The organism is Afipia felis ATCC 53690, assembly GCF_000314735.2.
Classification (GTDB): domain Bacteria; phylum Pseudomonadota; class Alphaproteobacteria; order Rhizobiales; family Xanthobacteraceae; genus Afipia; species Afipia felis.
The window spans coordinates 3,112,391-3,131,241 of record NZ_KB375270.1 but is presented as its reverse complement, the minus strand read 5'-3'; the positions used below and the strand labels follow the sequence as shown (position 1 = coordinate 3,131,241).

The following is an 18,851-nucleotide window of genomic DNA, read 5'->3' as shown; positions in this document are numbered from 1 at the left end:
TCGCGAGGCGTAGCACGGCGAGGGTTGGCGACATCGGCCGCGGCGCCGCGGCGATTCCGTGAATGAAACGAGCGTCGCCGTCGGACGGAGGCCGAGTTCAGGACCGCCTCAGAGCGCGGCCGGCGACAGCATCGAGTTTTGCCACCATGCTTGGGTCGCGCGCACCGGGCGCGGTAACAAGGGCGACATCCAATGCGCAGTCGCATTCATGGGGACAGAGAGTGGGTCTGTCGTCCCTCAGCCGCAGCGCAAGCAGGCGAATGAGCCGCTTGGCCTTCTCGGCGTTCTCGTTCAGCACGCGGATGACATCGGCGACTTGGACGTGTGCGTGATCGGGATGCCAGCAATCGAAGTCGGTGACCATTGCGACAGTGAGAAAGCACATCTCGGCCTCGCGGGCGAGCTTCGCTTCCGGCATGTTGGTCATGCCGATGACGTCGCACTCCCATGACCGATAGATGCGCGACTCGGCCAAGCTGGAGAATTGCGGTCCTTCCATCGCGAGGTAGGTGCCGCCGCGCCTGACTGGTATACCGGCCTCGGCGGCGCATTGATGCGCAAATTTCGCAAGCCGGTCGCAGGTCGGATGCGCCATTGAGATATGAGCGACCAACCCCTTCCCCGAAAAAGCTGCTCTGTCGTGCGATCGTGCGATCGACGAATTGATCCACGACGACAAAATGGCCTGGTGGAAGATCTTCGCGAAGCGAGCCGCAGGCCGACACCGACAAGAGATCGGTAACGCCGGACCTTTTCAAGGCGTCGATGTTTGCGCGGTAGTTGATCGAACTGGGCGAATGGCGATGGCCGCGGCCATGGCGCGGGACAAAGACGACTTCTAGACCGTCGAGCGTACCGAAAAGAAATTCGTCGGATGTCTCGCCGAAGGGCGATGCGACCCTCCGCCAAGTTGGATTCTCAAGCCCGGCAATGTCGTAAACGCCGCTTCCGCCAAGTACGCCTAAAATGGTCATTCTTACTTCGCCCTGGTTCGTGAGCGGACGGCGAAGCCGTCACTTTAGATTGATGAAATAGTCGATGAACGAACGTGCGAGTGGAGAGTCCCACGTCGTGGGACCAACCAGAAACCCTGTGACCAAGCCCCGCTTGTCCAAGACGTAGGTGGTTGGATATCCATAGACGGGCATAACCGGTTCCGGCTTCCCCTCACTGGTCAGCGCACCGAACTCGTGGTCGGGATCAAGCACCACGGTCAGGTGCCGAAGATTGTGTCGATTGATGAACGACTGCACCTGCCGTCCATCGCCGCCGTCAAGTGAGACCGCGACGACGACAAAGCGGTCGGGAGGAAGACTGGCCGCAAGCGCCTCGAGAGACGGCATTTCCTCCACACAAGGAGCACACCAACTGGCCCAGAAATTAAGAAGGACGACCTTTCCGTAGAACTTTTCCATGCTCAGCATGCGGCCGTCGAGGCCGCGGAGTCGCATGAGCGGCGCAGGTTTCAGCGGTTCCTCTAAAATGAACTGGCTTATTCCGTTGCGCAGCGTTGGCGGATTGAGCGATTCGGGGCGTGCATTCGCGCTAGAGATCATTGCCGCCGCAGAAACGAGAACCAGTGTTGCAATGAGCAGGAACGGGCGCGTCCACATCATGTGAAACGGTCCAGCGGCTGGGGCGCCACCCAGGACAGCATTCGTCGTCCAAAGATCCTGCCAAGGGCGATGATCAGGATTGCGGCCCCGAGGTTCCACATGAGGATCATGACAGTTGCGTCAATGTCGTGGAACAGAGACAGGGCGCTTGCGGTCAGCGCTCCAACGGCGACACTGCCCATCCAGATTACGGCAATCGGGCGCAGCCGAGCGGTGTAACGCAGCATGACAAGCAGCGCTAAGGACAGCGGCAGGCTGGTCAACACCAGCGTCGCGAAGCACGATACCGCCTCGCCCATTTGCATGCCCGCTGGGCCTACGGAGACCCAATCGGTCAGGCAACCGACGCCGACGGTCGACATCCAGACCAGCAGGCTCGGCAGAGGCAGGAGGCTGTACAGGCGTGAACGATCGGGGAGGCTGAGCATGAACGCAGCAACGGCTGCCAGCACACCTGTCAGCAGAGAGGCAACAAGTCCAACCACGTAGACGCGATCGGCGAGCTGCTTTGCGAAGTCCGGACGCAGGCCGTGGCTGATGCCGAGCAGGACGAGAACCAGGGCCGCCAGGGCGAGCCAGAAGCACGCGCGCAGAACCGGCGGTCGCAGGCGGCGCACGGGCGTCGCATTCGCGCTGAGAGAGGCAATGAGGTCTGGGGTCGTGATCACGTAATATCACCCTTGCCAAGAATCGCGCGGAGACTCTTGAGAGCCCGATGCGTCGCGACCTTCAACGCCGCGATGGACATACCGCTTTGATCCGCAGCCTCTTTCAACGACATCTCCTGGAGCTTCAGGAGCGTGACGGCTTCTCGTTGGCCTGGCGGCAGTTTCTCCACCGCTTCGCGCACCGATCGTCCATCAGCTCTCGTCTCTAAGTTCGTCTCAGCGTCAGCAATGGTTTCATGGTCTTCGTTCAATGGCGTTTCGCGACGAGCGGAACGTCCTTGTTGCCGCAGCCGGTCAATGATCCGTCTACGGCTGATTGCCACAAGCCAGGGTGTGAAGGGACGTGTCGGGTCATATATCTGGCGAACGGAGTGGATGGTGAGCAAGATGTCTTGGATCGTGTCTTCGACATCTTGAGGAGAGCGATGATGGCGTCCCACCAAAAGGCGCAGATAGGGCGTGATCTCGGTCAGAAGCCGTCGATAAGCCTCACCGTCGCCGGCCTGCGCCCGCGCCATGAAGATCGACCATTCGACGTCGCGCTTCGCCGAAGTACTATCAGCATGGCGACTGGTCTGGCTTCCACCAACGACTCTCAATAGCGGGTTACCCTTCTGGTTGCCCGATGCCATCGACCGTCTTCCTCGTAACTTCGGTGCCGCGATTCGACATGACGTCTGGCGCGTTGTTCCATCGTATCTCCGAGGAAGGCTTCTGGCAGGGGATTTCTTTTTGCCGACTGATAGTAACCTTTAATGCTGAGATGCGAACGCATGCGTGACCGCCGCGGGGCCGCGTGACGCCAAGGCCGGGCGGAAGATCCGCCGAGGTCAATGGCGCTGTGACGTCGGGCGAAGCCTCGTCGTGATGAGTGGGCCGAAATGTGCCGCGCCTGCTGAACGTAACCATTCTACCCCAACAGCCGAACTTTGAATTGAGCAGGCTACAACAGCGTGCTCGCTAGCGCACGATCTCCGTCGCTGGCTCAACCCGTTCGGAGGTTTCTACATGAAGGTCAATCATTCGACGTCCACGCTCGTGGCGAGCGCTTTCGCCCTTGCTCTGGGTGGTCTCGCTGCGGCGCCCGCGATGGCGCAGAGCTCCGGCATGATGACCAAGGAGCAGATGATGCAGAAGCAGGATATGACCAAGAAGTCGGTCATGTCCGGCAAGATGGAGATGTGCTACGGCGTCGCCCTGAAGGGCCAGAACGACTGTTACGCCGGGGCCGGCACGACCTGCGCCGGCACAAGCACCGCCAACTACCAGGGCAACGCCTTCAAACTGGAGCCGAAGGGGACCTGCACCTCGATCAAGACGCCGAATGGCGTGGGCAGCCTCACCCCGAAGGCCTGAAGCGTCGATGGGCGGATGGCGCATGCGTCCGCCCAAACCTTCACCCCGTTGTTGAGAGGCTCCCATGTCGACAGAACTCTGTCCGGCGGATAAGACCGCCATACCCCGGCGCGCCGGCGTCGGCCTGAAGGCGGAGCACTATCAGCGCATTCTCTCCGAGACGCCCGATGTCGGGTTTTTCGAGGTTCACGCCGAGAACTACATGGGGGCCGGCGGCCCGCCTCATCGGTATTTGACGCGCATTCGCGAACGGTATCCCCTGTCGCTGCATGGAGTTGGGTTGTCGATCGGTGGCACGCGGCCGCTCGATCGAGAACACCTGACCAGGCTCGCCGACCTCATCCGTCGATACCGGCCGGGACTGTTCTCCGAACATCTCGCCTGGTCGACGCACGATACTGGCTTTTTGAACGACCTGTTGCCGGCCCCCTATACCACCGAGACGCTCGTGCGCGTCTCGGACCATATCGATGAGGTGCAGACGGCGCTCGGCCGCCAGATGTTGCTTGAGAATCCGTCGACATATGTTTGGTTCGAGGAGAGCACGTGGGGGGAAACCGAATTCATCAGCGAGGTTGTGCGGAGAACCGGCTGCGGCTTGTTGCTGGATGTCAACAATGTGCATGTCTCCTGCACAAACCAGCTTTGGGACGCGGAGCGCTACATCGCCGATTTCCCTCTCGCCCATGTACGGGAGATCCATCTCGCGGGCCATACGCGCGAGATTGACGATAAGGGGCGCCCGCTGCTTATCGACACCCATGACAAACTCGTCGACGAGCTGGTGTGGAATCTCTTCCGGAGGGTCATCACGCGCACGGGGCCCATCCCGACGCTGATTGAATGGGACGCCAACATTCCCCCGTGGCGCGAACTCGCGGCCGAGGCCGCTATGGCTGACGTCCTGATGGGCGCGCTCGAAACGAAGGAAGTTCGTCGTGCTGCTATCGGCTGATCGGCAGCGGGAATTTGCGGCCGCTCTGCTCGATCCAGAGCGCCCGACGCCGAGCGGGATCATTGGTCCCGATGGTGACGTCTGTCCGAAGCGCTTCGCGGTTTACCGAAACAACGTCGTCGTGGGCCTCACCGAGATACTGAAGGCTGCTTACCCCGCGGCACGGCGATTGGTCGGGGAAGAGTTCTTCGACGCAATGGCGGGGATTTATGTCCGCGCCGAGCCGCCGCGGTCGCCGATCCTTCTCGAGTACGGCGGGACATTTCCTGCGTTCGTTGAGACGTTTCCCCCAGCCGCAAGCGTGCCCTATCTGGCCGATGTGACGCGCATCGAATGGGCTTGGGTCTTAGCCTACCACGCGGCGGAGGCCTGCCCGCTCAGTTCGGGCTCCTTCGCCAACATAGCGGCTGACGAGCTTCCTGGCCTTCGCCTCCTGCTTCACCCGTCCGTCCAGGTTTGCCGTTCCAGCATGCCGGCACTCACGATATGGCGCATGAATGCTGAGGAGGGTGAGCCTGGACAGGTGACGTTGGATGATGAAGGCGAAGACACCTTGGTCGTTCGGCCGGACGCGACTGTCGAAGTTCGATCTCTGCCGCCGGGAGCTGCGGACTTCATCGGCGCGCTCGACGCTGGGCACACCGTCGCGGATGCGACCCAGTTAGCCACCGCCTGTGATCGCCGTTTCGACCTTACCGCGAACATCGCCGGTCTTATCGACGCCGGCGCGCTCTTCGCCTTTCAGACGCGCACGGGCATCTGCCTTGATGCGCAAGGATCCTAATATGAGCGCCAGCACATTACATGCACTGTCTTCCCTTCGATCGGGCTGCATCGGTCGATTTGCGGAGATGTTGCAATCCTGGATCGGCAGAATTGGTGTGATCGTGGCGCCGCCGATTCTGCGGATCGCGCTCGCCGTTCCATTCTTCAAGTCAGGGCTGACGCGCTGGGACGGTTTCCTGTCCTTGTCACCGAGCACCGCTTTCCTCTTCGAGAACATGTTCAAGCTTCACATCTTCGGCAGCGAGTATCCGTTCCCGATGCCAATTGTCGTTGCGCATCTGGTGGGGATGGCGGAGATCACGCTGCCGATCCTGCTAGTTCTCGGCCTGGGCACCCGCTTCGTCGCGCTCGGGCTTCTGACGATGACAGGCGTCATCCAGCTTACCGTCCCCGAAGGCTGGGCGAACTTCCATCTGCCATGGGCCTCGATGGCGCTCGCCATCATGGCGTTAGGGCCGGGCCGTCTATCCCTCGATGCGACCCTCTCCGCCGTTGCAAAGCGCGCATTCGGGAAAACGAAATGACCTAACTGCGCCCTCGTGGATCCACCCTGCAAACATGGCAGGCCCAACGCTGAGACCGGCTCGAGATCGGATATCGCTCGGTGACGCGCGTCGGAGTCTGCCGCTGAGGCTGACTTTCGAAGATGCCCATAGAACTGCAAGATCTCAGATGGGCCATCATCGCGACGCAGCACCGGAGTCTGCGTCAGGCAGCGGAAGCACTCAACATCCGTCAATCCACGCTTAGCCGCCGCTTGCGCGGTTTGGAGTCCATGCTTGGTGTCCAACTCTTCCAACGAACGAACGGCGGCACTCGGCCGACAACTGAAGGCTTGGAGTTCCTAGACGCCGCGCGCCGGATAATTGGTGAGGCAGAAACAATCACGGCTCGCCTCAAAAGCCGCTCCCGGGGCGAGAGTGGACGCCTGACGATCGGCATCCATGCTTCTCTTTCGGCCGGCAATTTGCGCGCCACGCTCATCGAATATCGCAAGCGCTTTCCGGATGTAGAAACGCACTTGGTCGATGGATCGAGCGACCAGTTGATAGCTGATCTCGCGAGTTCAGCGGTTGACATTGCATTCGTTGCAGAAGGCCATGCCCGATGGGAGGGAAGGTCATTGCCGGTTTGGAGCGAACGGGTCGTGGTTGCGCTTCCGGAGGATCACCCGCTCAGCCGCCGAGAGACGATTCACTGGGCCGACCTGAAAGCCGAGGTTCTGCTGGTGCCGTTGCGTGGGCCTGGTCCGGAATTCATCAAACTTCTCGCTAACAAACTCGGATGCCAAGACGCCGGTCGACTGAACCACCACGAAGTTGCGCTGGACCGGCTTCTGACAATGGTCGGCGCTGGTTGGGGTATCTTGGTTGCGTTAGAGGGCGCAACGGGCGCGACATATCCCGGCGTCACCTTTCGGGAAGTCCACGAGAGCGATGGGCCAACACGTTTGAACTTTTGGGCGTACTGGCGGAAGACGAATAGCAACCCCTCTCTCCGCCCGTTTCTCGACATGGTCCGCGAACGTTATCCAGATCTATCGAGCGATTCTGATCCAAGTTAAGGCTGGGCACGATCGTTTCGCGCCTTGGCGAAGGCGCGATCAGTGGCCATGAAGCGCTGGATCATCGGCGCGATCAGCTTGGCGGGATCTGAGACAGGGCGTCCGGTCGTCCGTCCCAGCACCTCGGCATAGGCAACCAGGTCGCGATGCACGGAGGCGGGTAATTCGAGGCTGACCTTTACTGGCTTGTCATCCGGGAGCGTCCCGAGTTTGAGCTTCGTCACGGCGTTCCTCCCTGCGCATACGGGGCCAGCACCAGATCGCGCGTTACAATGACGCGGACGGGGAAGCCCGGCCGGATCGTGAGAGTTGGCTGGATGTTGAGCTGGCGTTGGACGATCTGCTGGCCGGTCTGGCTAATGCTGTTGGAGGCGCCGCTGCGGATCGCCTGAACAAGGTTGTTCTCATTCTGGCTCGTGCCCGCTTCGGCACCCACGCTGAGCAGGGTCGAGAGGACGGCAGCCTTGAACAGCATGCCCCAATGGTTGTCGACCTCGTCCTCGAGGCCAGCATAGCCCTGCGTGTCGGCGCCGGGCTGGCGTTCCAGCACGATCGAGTTGCCATCCGGCATAATTATGCGGGTCCAGATCAAGAGAACTCGGCTCTGGCCAAAGGCGACGGAGCTATCGTATTGGCCGATCAGCTTTGCGCCCTGCGGGATCAGAAGATATTTGCCGGTCGGGCTGTCGTAGACCGCCTCGGTCACCTGCGCGGTGATCTGGCCGGGCAGATCGGAACGAATGCCCGTGATGAGCGCGGCAGGGATCACAGTGCCGGCCTGCACGATGTAAGGCGAGGCCTTGGCGTCGAGCCGGTCCGTGCGCTTGTCCGTCGAAGCGTTGAGGAAGGCCGTCTTGCGGTCCTGCATGTTCTGCGCGGCGCCGGCTTCGACCGGCGGTGTGGGCGGCGGGCCCGCCGTGGTCCCCGTTGCAGCCGGCGCGGCGAGCCCGACCGGCCGAGGCTGCTGACTGGTCTGGGCGAAGAGACGGCTGAGCCGCGCCGCCTCGATCTCTTGCGCTCGGCGCTGCGCTTCCGGATCGGGCGTCGTTGCGGAAGCGACGGTGTTCGGCGCAGCACCGGCATTGAGGATCGGCTTGCCGAGATCGCCGGGCAGTGGCGGCCCAAGCGGCGGAGCCTGCCGCGGCAGGCCGGTATAGTCTTTTGGGAGTCTTGCCAGGCCTTCAGCCGAGGGACGGCTCTGCGTTGAGAGTAGCTCTTGGCCGCTCTGCGCCGCGTGGCGAGTCTGGAGCGCGTAGCCGAGCGCGCCCGCGACGGCGAGCGCCGAAACGGCGCCCAGACCAATCAGCACCCTGCGCGACAAGCGCGTGACGCGTGGCCGTTCGCCCCGAAGCCGCAGGTCAGGCGGTACGACGGGCGTTGGCGACGGCGGTTGTTCTTCAGGGCCTTCCGCCGTCATGACCGCGGCCTTCCGTCGGTGCGGACGATGCGGACGCGCCGCTCGCTATCCTTGTCGCCGAGACGCAATTCGGCGGCGGCGAACAGGCGGTCAACGATGTAGTAGTTGCGGTTCACCCGGTAGTTCACCAGCTCGGAGCCGCCGGCCGGACCGATGACGAACAGCGGCGGCATCTCGCCCTGGGCAATGCCGCTCGGGAATTCGATATAGACCTTCTTCCCGTCGTCGAAGGCGCGCAGCGGCCGCCAGGCCGGGTTGTCGCCCTGGATCGCGTAACGGAAGTTGATCGAGGCGAGATCGACGCCGGCCGCGATCGGTGCCGCGGCGGCGGCCTCCTGGTTCTGCCGCCGAAGCGCGATGAGCTGGTCTTCGGGATACTGCCAGGAGACTGAGGCCATATAGGTCTTCTCCGTCGAGCGCAGCTCAAGGAGATAGGTCCGCCGATCCGTGTTGATCACCAGATTGGTGAGCAGCTGCGGTCTCGTCGGCTTGACTAGGATGTGGACCTTCTTGGTCGCGCCCGCGCCACTCCCGGTATCGCCGATGATCCACCGCACGGTGTCGCCGGCTGCCACGGGGCCGGAGCCGACGAGCTGCTCGCCGTCCTGCAGTGCAATATCGGTGATCTCGCCGGGCGCCGTATAGACTTGATAGAGCGCTCCGCCGGAGAAGGGATAGACCTGAACCGCGTTGATGAAGCCGTTGCGCACCGGCTGGATTCGCGCCGCGGCATTGGCTTGGTTGACACGCACAGTCGGGTCAGCGGCTTCCGGTGTCGGCTTTCCACCTTCGATCGGCTTCAATTGTCCGGGTAGCGGAAGTGGCTTGGGAAGCTCGACGATCCTGATGGGCGCCGGTGGATCGACGGTGAGCTTGGCTGGCGCGGCGCTGTCGTAATTGATGTCGGGCGGAACGAAATTGTTCGCACAACCGCCAAGCGCGGTGACGGACATCAGCAAAGACATGAGGCCGGCCTTACGGAAAGCCGCATTTGCTCCCCTCCGGCTTTGCGGATTGGCGGAGAAACGTGAAGCCGGACCGCCGGCCTCCTTAGAAATCGGCGGGGTCATTGTCCCAGCTCCTTCGACCAGTTGATTGCGGTGACGTAGATGCCGAGTGGGTTCTTGCGGAGCACGTCGGCGGAAGCTGGCGTCTGAATCGCGATGGTGAGGATCGCGGTCCAACGAGTGTTGTCGGCGAGCGCGCCGTCCTGATAGCGATGCTCGACCCATTCGACGCGGAAGCTCGAGGGCGAGGCGCGGATCACGCTTGAGACGTCGATGGCGATCTGCTGCTTGCCGAGCTTGGCGAACGGGTCGTTGGCGCGGGCATAGTCGTTCAGCGCCTGGGAGCCCGAGGTGGTGGTGAAGTCGTATGCTTGCAGCCAGTTCTGCCGCACGATGATCGGATCGGCCGGCAGAGCGCGGACCATCTGGACAAAGTGGGCGAGATACCAGGCGATTTGTGGGTCGCTTGGCGTGTAGTCGGCGGCGGCGGGGGCGACAGCCTGCGCTTGGCCGAGCTTGTCGACCTGCACGACCCAAGGGACGATGCTGCCGTGAGTCGATTGCCAGACGAGGCCGCCGGCGAGGCCCATGGAGAGCGCGAGCGAACCGAAGGCCATGAGCCGCCAGTTCTTCGCTTGCACCCGGGCCGAGCCGATGCGGTCGTCCCACACCTGGGCGGCGCGCTGATAGGGGGTCTCAGGCTCGGGCGTCCGGCCGTAACGAACCGTGGGGCGGCGGAACAGCGCCATCTCTTATTCTCCTCCTGTGAGATCGACGGAATGGCCGCCGCCATGGCTGTCGCCGGACTTGAGGCCTTGTGCGGCCGTCTGCGCCCCGTGGACCATCGACTGGTTGCGCTTCATGCGTTGTGCCCAGGCCGGCGGGCCGAAGTCGGCTGACCCACTCCCGGCCGGCGCTGGCCCGCTCGGCGGATTGCCGCCGACCGTTCCCGCGGTCGACGGGCCGCCCGTGGCGGCGAAGCTGGAACGCGCGCCGGCTGCGAAGCTTTGGCGCATGGAGCTAGCGGCCTGGGCGGCAGCGCGCCGCATCGGGCCTGATGCAGCTGAAGCCGCCGCGCGTCCCACCCCGCCAAGACCCGCCGCGACGCTCGACGCGCCGGATCGTCCGGCCGAAGCCAGGCTGTAGGCGGAGGATGCGCCACCGGCCATCGCCGCGCCGCCGCGTGCGGCGGCGGCCGTACCGGAAGCGGCGGCCATCGCCCCCCTCCCGGCCACGCCGAGCGCACCGGCGCCGGCCATTGCCGTGCCCGCGACGGCGAGACCTGTGCCGACAGCCGCGCCCGCACCGAGTTGAGGCGCGCCAGAGACCAGGCCCGTCGCGATACCCGGGCCGAAGATGCCGAGGCCCAGCATGGCGAGTGCGGCGAGCACCACCGACAGCGCTTGTTCGACCGTAGGCTGACCGCCGGCGTAGGTCTGAGTGAACTGCGAGAAGAGGCCGGTGCCGATGCCGACGATGACGGCCAACACCATCACCTTCACACCCGAAGCGACGATGTTGCCGAGTACCTTTTCGGCGAGGAACGCGGTCTTGTTAAAGAGGGCGAAGGGAATGAGGATGAAGCCGGCGAGCGTCGTCAGCTTGAACTCGATCAAAGTGACGAAGAGCTGTACCGCCAGGATAAAGAAAGCGATCAGCACCAGGACCCATGAGACCATCAGCACCGCGATCTGCACGAAATTCGCGAAGAAGCTGGTGAAGCCCATCATCTGGTTGGCCGCGTCGAGCAGCGGTTGACCGGCGTCGAGCCCGACCTGGGCGAGCTTGCCCGGCCGCAGGAAGTCGGCGGTCGAGATCGAAGAGCCGCCCGCTTTCAGGCCGAGGCCGGCGAAGCTGTTGAAGACGATGGCCGAGAGATTGTTGAAGTTGTTGATGATGAAAGCGAAGAAGCCGATGTAGAGGGTCTTCTTCACCAGCCGCTGCAGGATGTCCTCGTCGGCGCCCCAAGCCCAGAACAGGCCGGCGAGCGTAATGTCGATCACGATCAGCGTGGACGACAGATAGCCGACCTCGCCCTTGATCAGGCCGAATCCGGAATCGATGTAGGTGGTGAAGGTGTTGAGGAAGGTGTCGATGACGCCGACATTGTTCATCGCGCGTCTCCGATAGCAGGGGTGGCCGGCGCGGCGGCGCCTGGGGGCGTTTGTGGCGACAGCGGCCGCGCCGGCCTGCCGAAGAAGCGCTGGCGGTTCTCCTCCCAGACCGCGACGCAATGCGGGTCTTCGGCATCCTGAGGACCGAGCGCGCTGCAACGGCGCAGCTCGGCCGAGAGGTCATCGGATGCTGGATTGATGGTCGGAGACGTCTCGACGACGGGCGCCGAGGGACGCCAGTTGACCGCGACGAGGGTCGCGATGAACACCGCGACCAGGGCGACGATCGCGGCCGCGCGGAAGATCTCCGATCGTCCCAGCATCGCGACGCCTCAGTTGCCGCTGAACATGGCGACGTTGCCGGGCTGATAGCCGGTGCGCGTCGAGAAGGTCTTGTAGTTTTGCTGGCCCTGCGCTTCTGCGGCGGCGCTGCGCGCTTGCTCGAGCGCATCGGCCCGACTCTTGGCCGACAGCACGGCGACGAGGTCGGAGAGCTGCTGGGATTGCAATGCCAGGAGCTGGTTGCCGGCCTGCGCCGCTTGCAAGGCGCCCGTGGCGCTCTGGCTCGCCGAGACGAGCGAGGTCATGGCGCTGGAGTTGGTCGGGATGTTGCCGACAACGCCCGCCTGGATCTTCAGGCTGTCCTCGAACGCGCCGACCGAGTTCTGCCAGCGTGTTTGCGCGTTGGCGACCATGGTGTTGGTCGAACCTGTGCCGGCAGCCGAACCGTAGCTGGTCGAATAGGCCTGCTCGATGCGCTGGACGTTGAAGGCGATGTTCTGCGCCTGACCGAGCAGCGACTGGGTCTGGGCGATCGACGACTGAAGCTGGGTCAGCGTCGACATCGGCAGGTTGGTAAGATTGCGCGCCTGGTTGACCAGGCTCGTTGCCTGGTTGGTCAACATCTGAATCTGATTGTTGATCTGTTGCAGCTCGCGTGCGGCGGTCAGCACGTTCTGGCTGAAGTTGGTCGGGTCGTAGACGATCCACTGCGCCGAGGCGGGCGGTGCGGCGACGGCCAGGGTGAGCACGACGGCGCTTGCCGCCGCCAGATGGCGCAGCTTGATCATGATGACGTCTCCAGGTGGGTCAGGTCAGGGATGAGATCGGCGGCCCAGAGGAGTTCGTGGTCCGCGAGCCAAGCGGGCGTGAAAGCGTCGCGCCCGTACTCCGCGACGACGCGCTCGATCGCCGCATGGTCGGTCTTCGAAGAGGCGGCACAGAAGGCGAGCGCGACCGGGCCGAGGCCCAGCTCGAACAGGCGGTTGCCGCGACGGGACTGGCAGTAGTAGTCGCGCTTCGGCGTCGCGCGGGCGAGGATCTCGATCTGTCGATCGTTGAGGCCAAAGCGGCGATAGATCGTGGTGATCTGCGGCTCGATCGCTCGCTCGTTCGGCAGGAAGATGCGCGTAGGACAGCTCTCGATGATCGCGGGCGCGATGTTGCTGCCATCAATGTCGGACAGCGACTGCGTGGCAAAGACGACGGAGGCGTTCTTCTTGCGCAGCGTCTTCAACCACTCGCGGAGCTGCTGCGCGAAAGCAGGATCGTCGAGCACCAGCCAGCCCTCGTCGATGATCAGCAAGGTCGGCCGGCCGTCGAGGCGGCCCTCAATGCGATGGAAGAGATAGGTCAGCACGGCGGGCGCAGCACCGGCACCGATCAGCCCCTCGGTCTCGAAGGCCTGCACCGGAGCGGAGCCGAGCTGCTCGGTCTCGGCGTCGAGCAGCCGGCCGGAAGGGCCGCCGACGCAATAAGGTTGCAACGCTTGCTTCAGCGCTGTCGACTGCAACAGGACCGCGAGGCCCGTGATGGTGCGCTCCTGCACCGGCGAGGACGCCAGCGAGGTCAGCGCCGACCAGACATGCTCCTTGGCGGTCGGGTCGATGGTGACGCCTTCCTTGGCCAGGATGGCCGTCACCCACTCCGCCGCCCAGGCACGTTCGGGCTGATCGTCGATGCGCGCCAGCGGTTGCAGCGACACTGAATGCTCCGAGCCGGCGGACAGGCTACCGCCGAGATCATGCCAGTCGCCGCCCATGGCGATCGCCGCGGTGCGGATGGAGCCGCCAAAGTCGAAGGCGAAGATCTGGTTGTTCCGGTAACGGCGGAACTGCATCGCCATCAGCGCCAGCAGCACCGATTTGCCGGCGCCGGTGGGACCGACGATCAGCATATGGCCGACGTCGCCGACATGGAGGCTGAGCCGAAATGGCGTCGAGCCTTCCGTCTTGCCGTAGAGCAGCGGCGGCGCCTGGAAATGCTCGTCGCGTGCCGGCCCAGCCCAAACCGCCGAGAGAGGGATCATGTGCGCCAGATTCAGCGTCGAGACGGGCGGCTGACGGACGTTGGCGTAGGCGTGGCCGGGGATAGACCCGAGCCAGGCCTCAAGCGCATTCACCCCTTCCGGCATGCAGGTGAAGTCGCGGCCCTGGATCACCTTTTCCACGAGGCGGAGCTTCTCGGCCGCAAGACCGGCGTCCTCGTCCCAGACCGTGACGGTCGCGGTGACGTAGGCTTGGCCGACATCATCCGAGCCCAGCTCCTGTAGCGCCAGGTCGGCGTCGGCCGCCTTGTTGGCGGCGTCGGAATCCACGAGGGTCGAAGCCTCGTTGGTCATCACCTCCTTGACGATGGCGGCGATCGACTTGCGCTTTGCGAACCACTGGCGCCGGATCTTGGTCAGCAGCTTCACCGCTTCGGTCTTGTCGAGCAGAATCGCGCGGGTGGACCAGCGGTACGGGAAAGCGAGCCGGTTGAGCTCGTCGAGGATTCCGGGATGGGTCGCGGTTGGGAATCCAACCACGGTGAGCGTACGAAGATGGTGGGCGCCGAGGCGCGGCTCGAGGCCCCCGGCGAGTGGCTCATCGGCGAGCAACGCATCGAGGTGCATCGGCGTCTCGGGCACGCGGATGCGCTGCGCCCTCGTCGAGATGGTCGAGTGAAGGTAAGTCAGCGTGTCGCTGTCATCGAGCCACGCGACCTCGGGCATGAAGCCCTCGACCAGCTGCAGGACGCGATTGGTCCGGTCGACGAAGCCGCGCAGCAGCTCCCACGGATCGACGCCGGTCTGCGCCCGGCCCTCATAGAGCCAGCCCTCGACGCGCGAAGCGTCCTCGGCGGGCGGCAGCCAGACGAACGTCAGGAAATAGCGGCTCTCGAAATGCGCTCCGGCTTCCTCGAAAGCGGCCTGCCGCTCGAGATCGACCAGCGCCGACGCAGGATCGGGAAAGCTGCTGTGCGGATAGGTCTGGGCGGCGATCCGCTGCGCCTCGACGAAGATCGCCCAGCCAGAGCCGAGGCGGCGCAGCGCATTGTTCAGCCGTGCCGTGACGCCGACCAACTCGGCCGGTGTGGCGCTGTCGAGGTCCGGGCCGCGGAAGCGCGCGGTGCGTTGGAACGAGCCGTCCTTGTTGAGGATGACGCCATTCTCGACCAGGGCCGCCCAGGGCAGGAAGTCTGCGAGGGTCGCTGGGCAGTTGCGGTATTCAGCGAGGTTTAGCATTGGAGCCTCAGACGCCGAGGTGGGCCGGGTAACGAAGGTGCCGGCGCACCACGTCGACAAACTGCGGATCGCGCTTCGCTGCCCAGACGGCCGCGGTGTGACCCACAGCCCAGATCAGCGCGCCGGGGATCCAGAGCCGGAGGCCGAGGGCGATCGCCGCCGCGAGTGTGCCGTTGGCAATCGCGACGGTCCGCGGCGCGCCGCCCATCAGGACCGGGTCGGTGAGCGCGCGATGGACCGGCGCGAAGAAGCCGGGCACGTCGGGATCGACGATTGCCGCCATCAGATCAGCGCTCCGCCGGAGAACGAGAAGAACGACAGGAAGAAGCTCGACGCGGCGAAGGCGATCGACAGGCCGAACACGATCTGGATCAGCCGGCGGAAGCCCCCGCTCGTGTCACCGAAAGCGAGCGTCAGCCCGGTCACCGTGATGATGATCACCGAGATGATCTTCGCGACGGGCCCCTGCACTGACTCCAGGATGGAGTTGAGCGGGGTCTCCCATGGCATGGAGGAACCGGAGGCGTAGGCCGCCGGGGCGAAGGCGAGCGTCAGGGTGGCGAGTGTGACAAGCTCGGCCAGGCGGCGACGCGAAGAACATGCGACAGCGCGAACGAGGATCATGATGGGTCTCCGAGGGGCAAGGGGTCGCCGCCCGCCCCGGCGGACTGGACGCGGTAATCACCGGTGGCGGGATCGAGACCGGCGACGAAGGCGAGTTCGGAAAGGCGGCGTTCGCTGCCGCGGCCGCGCAGCACCGTGACGAGATCGATCGTCTCGGCGATCAGAGCCCTGGGGACGGTGACGACGGCTTCCTGGATGAGCTGTTCGAGGCGCCTCAACGCACCGAGCGCGGTGCCGGCGTGGATCGTGCCGATGCCGCCGGGATGGCCGGTCCCCCACGCCTTTAAGAGATCCAGCGCTTCGGCGCCGCGCACCTCGCCGATCGGGATGCGATCGGGCCGCAGGCGCAGCGAGGAGCGGACGAGGTCGGAGAGCGAGGCGACGCCGTCCTTGGTGCGCAACGCCACCAAGTTCGGCGCCCGGCATTGCAGCTCGCGGGTGTCCTCGATCAGCACAACGCGGTCGGTGGTGCCGGCGATCTCGGCCAGCAGCGCGTTGGTGAGCGTGGTTTTGCCGGTCGAGGTGCCGCCGGCGACGAGGATGTTCTTGCGATCTGCCACGGCGGCGCGGAGCGCTGCCGCCTGGCCGGCCAGCATGATACCGGCGGCGACATAGTCGTCGAGGGTGAACACCGCGACGGCAGGCTTGCGGATCGCAAAGGCCGGGGCGGCCACCACCGGTGGCAGAAGTCCCTCGAACCGCTCTCCCGTTTCGGGCAGCTCGGCCGAGACACGCGGCCTCTCGGCATGGACCTCGGCGCCGACATGGTGCGCGACGAGGCGCACAATCCGTTCGCCGTCGGCGGCGGACAGTGTCCGCCCGCTATCTTCCAGCCCTCCCGACAGCCGGTCGATCCAGAGCCGGCCGTCGGGGTTCAGCATCACCTCGACGATCGAGGGGTCTTCGAGGAAGATCGCGATGGCCGGGCCGAGCGCGGTGCGCAGCATGCGCGCACCGCGGGAGAAGGCTTCTGAATGAAGTGGTGTGATCGCCACGATCGTCCCCGTCATTGGCCAATCGCGACACGCGATTAGCGACGGGGACGATTAGAAGAGGCAAGAAATAGTACAGTTCAACAAGTATTCAGACGGCGTAGGGGCCGAGCGCAGAGCAGAGAAAAAAGACTTGCTGGATGCGGGAAAGAGTAAGCGGCGCGGCGACGCATCTTTCACTTTGGGATAGGATGAGGACGACTCGCCCTAGCAGGCCCGTCAACGTGCGCGCGTCATCATTCCGCGGCCGGACCTGCTTGGCGCACGTGCATCTCCACTCGCAGGCCGGCGGTCGCGGCCATGTTCACCAGGGCATCCAGCCCGAACAGATCGACCTTACCGCGCGTGAGATCGGAGATGCGCGGCTGGGTCACGCCGAACACCTTGGCGGCCTGCGACTGACTCAGGTGCGCGCGCGAAATATGATCCTTCAGAGCCGACATGAGCGCCGAGCGCAGCTTCATGCTCTCGCTAGAGATTGCGCTTTCCTCAATCGGCTCGGCGGTGCTCGGTTCTGCCTCCGGCTCTGGCGAAGGACGCCCGTTCCCCGCGATATCGAGCGAGAACTGTTCCTGCGAGATGCTGGCGATCATGGAGGAGAGCCCGATCTTCTCTTCCGCCTTGGCGCGGGCGTGTTCCGACATGAAGCTGAGGAGATTATCCAGGCCACTCTTGTCGGATATGGTGACGAAATCTTTACCCTTGTTCACGAAGACGACGGACTTCTTTTTCTCTCGCAGAAGCTCGATCACATTGCTCAAGGTGCCGGTGCTTTTGCAGTCCCAGACCATCAGCCCGTAATCGCTGGTCCGCGCCATCTCCAGGTCCTTCGCGGTGAAATACGCGCGGCTGCCCGCCTTGGCTTTCGAGACGACCCGGTGCACCGGCCATTCGGCGACGTTGTTCCGGGGCGCGTTCCCCGTGCAGAACACAGTCACCTTGCCAGCGTGAAATCGCTGGAGACATTCCTGGATCGACGTGTCGGCGCCATCGGCGTCTCCGACGACGACATCGAAGTCGGAAGACACGATCTTGTTGATCCGCTCTTGCACCTTCTCGTGCAGGCGGCTGATGGAAATCGATCCAGCGATGAAGACGGTCGTCATCGGTCTATTTCCACGTTAGCGAGGCGGCATAGACCTGGTTGATCTTCTTGTACGTCCGTAGCGTCTTGGAGACGGCGTCCATGGTCGCGCCGGTGTCGAACAGGTCGTCCAGCAGGAGCGCATTCCAGCACCCCTCGTTGGTGATGGCCGGATTGATACTGAACCGGCCCTGCAGCGCCGCTTCTTTTTCCTCGCGGCTATGCAGGTTCTTGAGTTGCGGGCTGCCCTGCGGGGCCGGCGCTTTCACGATGATGCTGTCGAACACGGGCGTGTCGGTCAGCCGCCCCAGCTCGGTGGCGATCTCATTTACGGGCTGGCGCGCCCGGGCCGTCGAGGCGGGCATGGGGATGATCAGCCCAATCTTGCCGAACAACGGCAACAAGCTGGTTTTCACCTGCGCTGCCAGCGGCTTTACCTGGTCCCAATCCCCTCGATATTTCAGCTGATAGAGGCACTCGCCCGGTTCGGAGCGGGTCGTGTCGAAGCGGGGATGGCCATATTCGTCATCCCCAAGGTAAACGCTCGAAAGGGTATGCTTGTGCAGGGCGTAGCCAAGATCCCACCTTCCTTCGAGTTTCTTGAGCTGAACTTGCATGACAGGGCTTCCTCACGAGGGCCCCGGTGCGCACCGACAGGGACGCATGGATCATATACAAAATCTTGTATGGGGCGCAATATGCCCGTGTCACAGTCCTACAGACTCCTCTCAGGCCCCTCGGATTTCTCGGGCATGTCCTCGGGAATCTCTTGTCTAAGCTTCGGGCCCTGGCTGAGGCGCCGACCAAGTGCGGCGACGAAGTTGTCGTAGCGTGTTCCGGCCTGCGCCCGCGCCGCCTTGGCGGCCGGCTCTGGCAATGACGGCGTGGTCGTAAGCCAGAAGCGGATAAACAGCGCGAGCGTCTCGATAGCGATACCAACATCGCGCTCGAGCCGCGCCAAACGCCTGTCCTGTTGATCAAGCCGCTTCGCGATTGCCGCCTCACGTCGCTCATCGGCATCGGGTGACAAGAACGATGCGATAGCGGCTTCAGCGATCAGCGACATCGGTTGCTCCCGGCGCGCCGCGTAGGCCGCAAGAGACCGCATCACGTCCGGATCGAGGTAGACGGAGATCTGAGCTTTCTTCTTCGGCGTCGGCATA

The 18,851-nt window shown here is 63.9% G+C and carries 22 protein-coding genes and 1 pseudogene; 5 read left to right on the top strand and 18 right to left on the bottom strand.

What is annotated here, in order from left to right; translation table 11 throughout:
* Positions 1 to 97: 97 nt before the first annotated feature.
* From HMPREF9697_RS21540 to HMPREF9697_RS14895, 4 genes and pseudogenes are all read right to left on the bottom strand, one after another.
* A pseudogene (locus tag HMPREF9697_RS21540) lies at positions 98 to 974 on the bottom strand (S-methyl-5'-thioadenosine phosphorylase).
* Between the two features lie 39 nt (positions 975 to 1,013).
* Positions 1,014 to 1,616: a TlpA disulfide reductase family protein gene (locus tag HMPREF9697_RS14905; protein WP_002718067.1), complete on the bottom strand. Its 603-nt coding sequence runs from the start codon at positions 1,614 to 1,616 to the stop codon at positions 1,014 to 1,016.
* On the bottom strand, positions 1,613 to 2,284 hold the full coding sequence (locus HMPREF9697_RS14900; RefSeq protein WP_002718066.1) for an NrsF family protein: 672 nt from the start codon (positions 2,282 to 2,284) through the stop codon (positions 1,613 to 1,615). Before HMPREF9697_RS14900 ends, HMPREF9697_RS14905 begins: the two co-directional genes overlap by 4 nt.
* Positions 2,281 to 2,916, bottom strand: a complete 636-nt coding sequence (locus HMPREF9697_RS14895; RefSeq protein WP_002718065.1) for a sigma-70 family RNA polymerase sigma factor — start codon at positions 2,914 to 2,916, stop codon at positions 2,281 to 2,283. Before HMPREF9697_RS14895 ends, HMPREF9697_RS14900 begins: the two co-directional genes overlap by 4 nt.
* A gap of 376 nt (positions 2,917 to 3,292) precedes the next feature.
* Between HMPREF9697_RS14895 and HMPREF9697_RS14890 the strand changes: the two genes are divergently transcribed.
* From HMPREF9697_RS14890 to HMPREF9697_RS14870, 5 genes are all read left to right on the top strand, one after another.
* A complete protein-coding gene (locus tag HMPREF9697_RS14890) occupies positions 3,293 to 3,640 on the top strand; it encodes a BufA1 family periplasmic bufferin-type metallophore (protein WP_002718064.1) in 348 nt (115 codons plus the stop codon).
* 64 nt (positions 3,641 to 3,704) lie between these two features.
* Complete coding sequence (gene bufB, locus HMPREF9697_RS14885; RefSeq protein WP_002718063.1) at positions 3,705 to 4,595, top strand: MNIO family bufferin maturase; 891 nt, start codon at positions 3,705 to 3,707, stop codon at positions 4,593 to 4,595.
* Complete coding sequence (locus tag HMPREF9697_RS14880; protein ID WP_002718062.1) at positions 4,579 to 5,379, top strand: HvfC/BufC N-terminal domain-containing protein; 801 nt, start codon at positions 4,579 to 4,581, stop codon at positions 5,377 to 5,379. The genes bufB and HMPREF9697_RS14880 overlap by 17 nt, the downstream gene beginning before the upstream one ends.
* Before the next feature lies 1 nt (position 5,380).
* A complete protein-coding gene (locus HMPREF9697_RS14875) occupies positions 5,381 to 5,905 on the top strand; it encodes a DoxX family protein (protein ID WP_002718061.1) in 525 nt (174 codons plus the stop codon).
* A gap of 122 nt (positions 5,906 to 6,027) precedes the next feature.
* Positions 6,028 to 6,945 carry a LysR family transcriptional regulator gene (locus HMPREF9697_RS14870; RefSeq protein WP_002718060.1) on the top strand — a complete coding sequence of 306 codons (918 nt, stop codon included), beginning with the start codon at positions 6,028 to 6,030 and terminating at the stop codon, positions 6,943 to 6,945.
* Here HMPREF9697_RS14870 and HMPREF9697_RS14865 read toward each other — a convergent pair.
* The 14 genes from HMPREF9697_RS14865 to HMPREF9697_RS14800 all read right to left on the bottom strand — a co-directional run bounded on the left by HMPREF9697_RS14865 (position 6,942) and on the right by HMPREF9697_RS14800 (position 18,850).
* Positions 6,942 to 7,169, bottom strand: a complete 228-nt coding sequence (locus HMPREF9697_RS14865; RefSeq protein WP_002718059.1) for a DUF2274 domain-containing protein — start codon at positions 7,167 to 7,169, stop codon at positions 6,942 to 6,944. The two genes, HMPREF9697_RS14870 and HMPREF9697_RS14865, sit on opposite strands and share 4 nt — an antisense overlap.
* Positions 7,166 to 8,362: a TraB/TrbI/VirB10 family type IV secretion system protein gene (locus tag HMPREF9697_RS14860; protein WP_002718058.1), complete on the bottom strand. Its 1,197-nt coding sequence runs from the start codon at positions 8,360 to 8,362 to the stop codon at positions 7,166 to 7,168. The genes HMPREF9697_RS14865 and HMPREF9697_RS14860 overlap by 4 nt, the downstream gene beginning before the upstream one ends.
* Positions 8,359 to 9,432 carry a P-type conjugative transfer protein TrbG gene (trbG, locus tag HMPREF9697_RS14855; RefSeq protein ID WP_002718057.1) on the bottom strand — a complete coding sequence of 358 codons (1,074 nt, stop codon included), beginning with the start codon at positions 9,430 to 9,432 and terminating at the stop codon, positions 8,359 to 8,361. Before trbG ends, HMPREF9697_RS14860 begins: the two co-directional genes overlap by 4 nt.
* Positions 9,429 to 10,118: a conjugal transfer protein TrbF gene (trbF, locus tag HMPREF9697_RS14850; protein ID WP_002718056.1), complete on the bottom strand. Its 690-nt coding sequence runs from the start codon at positions 10,116 to 10,118 to the stop codon at positions 9,429 to 9,431. Before trbF ends, trbG begins: the two co-directional genes overlap by 4 nt.
* A gap of 3 nt (positions 10,119 to 10,121) precedes the next feature.
* Complete coding sequence (gene trbL, locus HMPREF9697_RS14845) at positions 10,122 to 11,483, bottom strand: P-type conjugative transfer protein TrbL (RefSeq protein WP_002718055.1); 1,362 nt, start codon at positions 11,481 to 11,483, stop codon at positions 10,122 to 10,124.
* Entirely contained in the window at positions 11,480 to 11,806 is a 327-nt protein-coding gene (gene trbK-alt / locus HMPREF9697_RS14840) for a putative entry exclusion protein TrbK-alt (protein WP_002718054.1), read from the bottom strand. The genes trbL and trbK-alt overlap by 4 nt, the downstream gene beginning before the upstream one ends.
* 9 nt (positions 11,807 to 11,815) lie before the next feature.
* Positions 11,816 to 12,553, bottom strand: coding sequence for a P-type conjugative transfer protein TrbJ (gene trbJ / locus HMPREF9697_RS14835; protein ID WP_002718053.1), 738 nt, complete (start codon positions 12,551 to 12,553; stop codon positions 11,816 to 11,818).
* Positions 12,550 to 14,988 carry a conjugal transfer protein TrbE gene (trbE, locus tag HMPREF9697_RS14830; protein ID WP_002718052.1) on the bottom strand — a complete coding sequence of 813 codons (2,439 nt, stop codon included), beginning with the start codon at positions 14,986 to 14,988 and terminating at the stop codon, positions 12,550 to 12,552. The genes trbJ and trbE overlap by 4 nt, the downstream gene beginning before the upstream one ends.
* 7 nt (positions 14,989 to 14,995) lie before the next feature.
* On the bottom strand, positions 14,996 to 15,271 hold the full coding sequence (locus tag HMPREF9697_RS14825; protein ID WP_002718051.1) for a VirB3 family type IV secretion system protein: 276 nt from the start codon (positions 15,269 to 15,271) through the stop codon (positions 14,996 to 14,998).
* On the bottom strand, positions 15,271 to 15,612 hold the full coding sequence (locus HMPREF9697_RS14820) for a TrbC/VirB2 family type IV secretion system protein (protein ID WP_002718050.1): 342 nt from the start codon (positions 15,610 to 15,612) through the stop codon (positions 15,271 to 15,273). Before HMPREF9697_RS14820 ends, HMPREF9697_RS14825 begins: the two co-directional genes overlap by 1 nt.
* On the bottom strand, positions 15,609 to 16,622 hold the full coding sequence (gene trbB / locus HMPREF9697_RS14815) for a P-type conjugative transfer ATPase TrbB (protein ID WP_002718049.1): 1,014 nt from the start codon (positions 16,620 to 16,622) through the stop codon (positions 15,609 to 15,611). Before trbB ends, HMPREF9697_RS14820 begins: the two co-directional genes overlap by 4 nt.
* Positions 16,623 to 16,840: 218 nt before the next feature.
* Complete coding sequence (locus tag HMPREF9697_RS14810) at positions 16,841 to 17,710, bottom strand: helix-turn-helix domain-containing protein (protein WP_002718048.1); 870 nt, start codon at positions 17,708 to 17,710, stop codon at positions 16,841 to 16,843.
* A 4-nt stretch (positions 17,711 to 17,714) separates the two neighbouring features.
* Complete coding sequence (locus tag HMPREF9697_RS14805) at positions 17,715 to 18,305, bottom strand: ComF family protein (RefSeq protein ID WP_002718047.1); 591 nt, start codon at positions 18,303 to 18,305, stop codon at positions 17,715 to 17,717.
* Positions 18,306 to 18,403: 98 nt separating this feature from the next.
* Positions 18,404 to 18,850 (bottom strand): hypothetical protein, encoded by a 447-nt coding sequence (locus tag HMPREF9697_RS14800; protein ID WP_002718046.1) that lies wholly within the window; start codon positions 18,848 to 18,850, stop codon positions 18,404 to 18,406.
* Position 18,851 lies beyond the last annotated feature (1 nt).

Bases quoted from the DNA above. Each gene is read 5' to 3' on its own strand.
- HMPREF9697_RS14805 (WP_002718047.1), bottom strand. From the start codon at position 18,305: ATGCAAGTTCAGCTCAAGAAACTCGAAGGAAGGTGGGATCTTGGCTAC.
- HMPREF9697_RS14875 (WP_002718061.1), top strand. From the start codon at position 5,381: ATGAGCGCCAGCACATTACATGCACTGTCTTCCCTTCGATCGGGCTGC.
- HMPREF9697_RS14810 (WP_002718048.1), bottom strand. From the start codon at position 17,710: ATGACGACCGTCTTCATCGCTGGATCGATTTCCATCAGCCGCCTGCAC.
- trbB (WP_002718049.1), bottom strand. From the start codon at position 16,622: ATGACGGGGACGATCGTGGCGATCACACCACTTCATTCAGAAGCCTTC.
- HMPREF9697_RS14870 (WP_002718060.1), top strand. From the start codon at position 6,028: ATGCCCATAGAACTGCAAGATCTCAGATGGGCCATCATCGCGACGCAG.
- bufB (WP_002718063.1), top strand. From the start codon at position 3,705: ATGTCGACAGAACTCTGTCCGGCGGATAAGACCGCCATACCCCGGCGC.
- trbL (WP_002718055.1), bottom strand. From the start codon at position 11,483: ATGAACAATGTCGGCGTCATCGACACCTTCCTCAACACCTTCACCACC.
- HMPREF9697_RS14905 (WP_002718067.1), bottom strand. From the start codon at position 1,616: ATGATGTGGACGCGCCCGTTCCTGCTCATTGCAACACTGGTTCTCGTT.
- HMPREF9697_RS14860 (WP_002718058.1), bottom strand. From the start codon at position 8,362: ATGACGGCGGAAGGCCCTGAAGAACAACCGCCGTCGCCAACGCCCGTC.
- HMPREF9697_RS14890 (WP_002718064.1), top strand. From the start codon at position 3,293: ATGAAGGTCAATCATTCGACGTCCACGCTCGTGGCGAGCGCTTTCGCC.
- HMPREF9697_RS14895 (WP_002718065.1), bottom strand. From the start codon at position 2,916: ATGGCATCGGGCAACCAGAAGGGTAACCCGCTATTGAGAGTCGTTGGT.
- trbE (WP_002718052.1), bottom strand. From the start codon at position 14,988: ATGCTAAACCTCGCTGAATACCGCAACTGCCCAGCGACCCTCGCAGAC.
- HMPREF9697_RS14800 (WP_002718046.1), bottom strand. From the start codon at position 18,850: ATGCCGACGCCGAAGAAGAAAGCTCAGATCTCCGTCTACCTCGATCCG.
- trbG (WP_002718057.1), bottom strand. From the start codon at position 9,432: ATGACCCCGCCGATTTCTAAGGAGGCCGGCGGTCCGGCTTCACGTTTC.
- HMPREF9697_RS14820 (WP_002718050.1), bottom strand. From the start codon at position 15,612: ATGATCCTCGTTCGCGCTGTCGCATGTTCTTCGCGTCGCCGCCTGGCC.
- trbJ (WP_002718053.1), bottom strand. From the start codon at position 12,553: ATGATCAAGCTGCGCCATCTGGCGGCGGCAAGCGCCGTCGTGCTCACC.
- trbK-alt (WP_002718054.1), bottom strand. From the start codon at position 11,806: ATGCTGGGACGATCGGAGATCTTCCGCGCGGCCGCGATCGTCGCCCTG.
- HMPREF9697_RS14825 (WP_002718051.1), bottom strand. From the start codon at position 15,271: ATGGCGGCAATCGTCGATCCCGACGTGCCCGGCTTCTTCGCGCCGGTC.
- trbF (WP_002718056.1), bottom strand. From the start codon at position 10,118: ATGGCGCTGTTCCGCCGCCCCACGGTTCGTTACGGCCGGACGCCCGAG.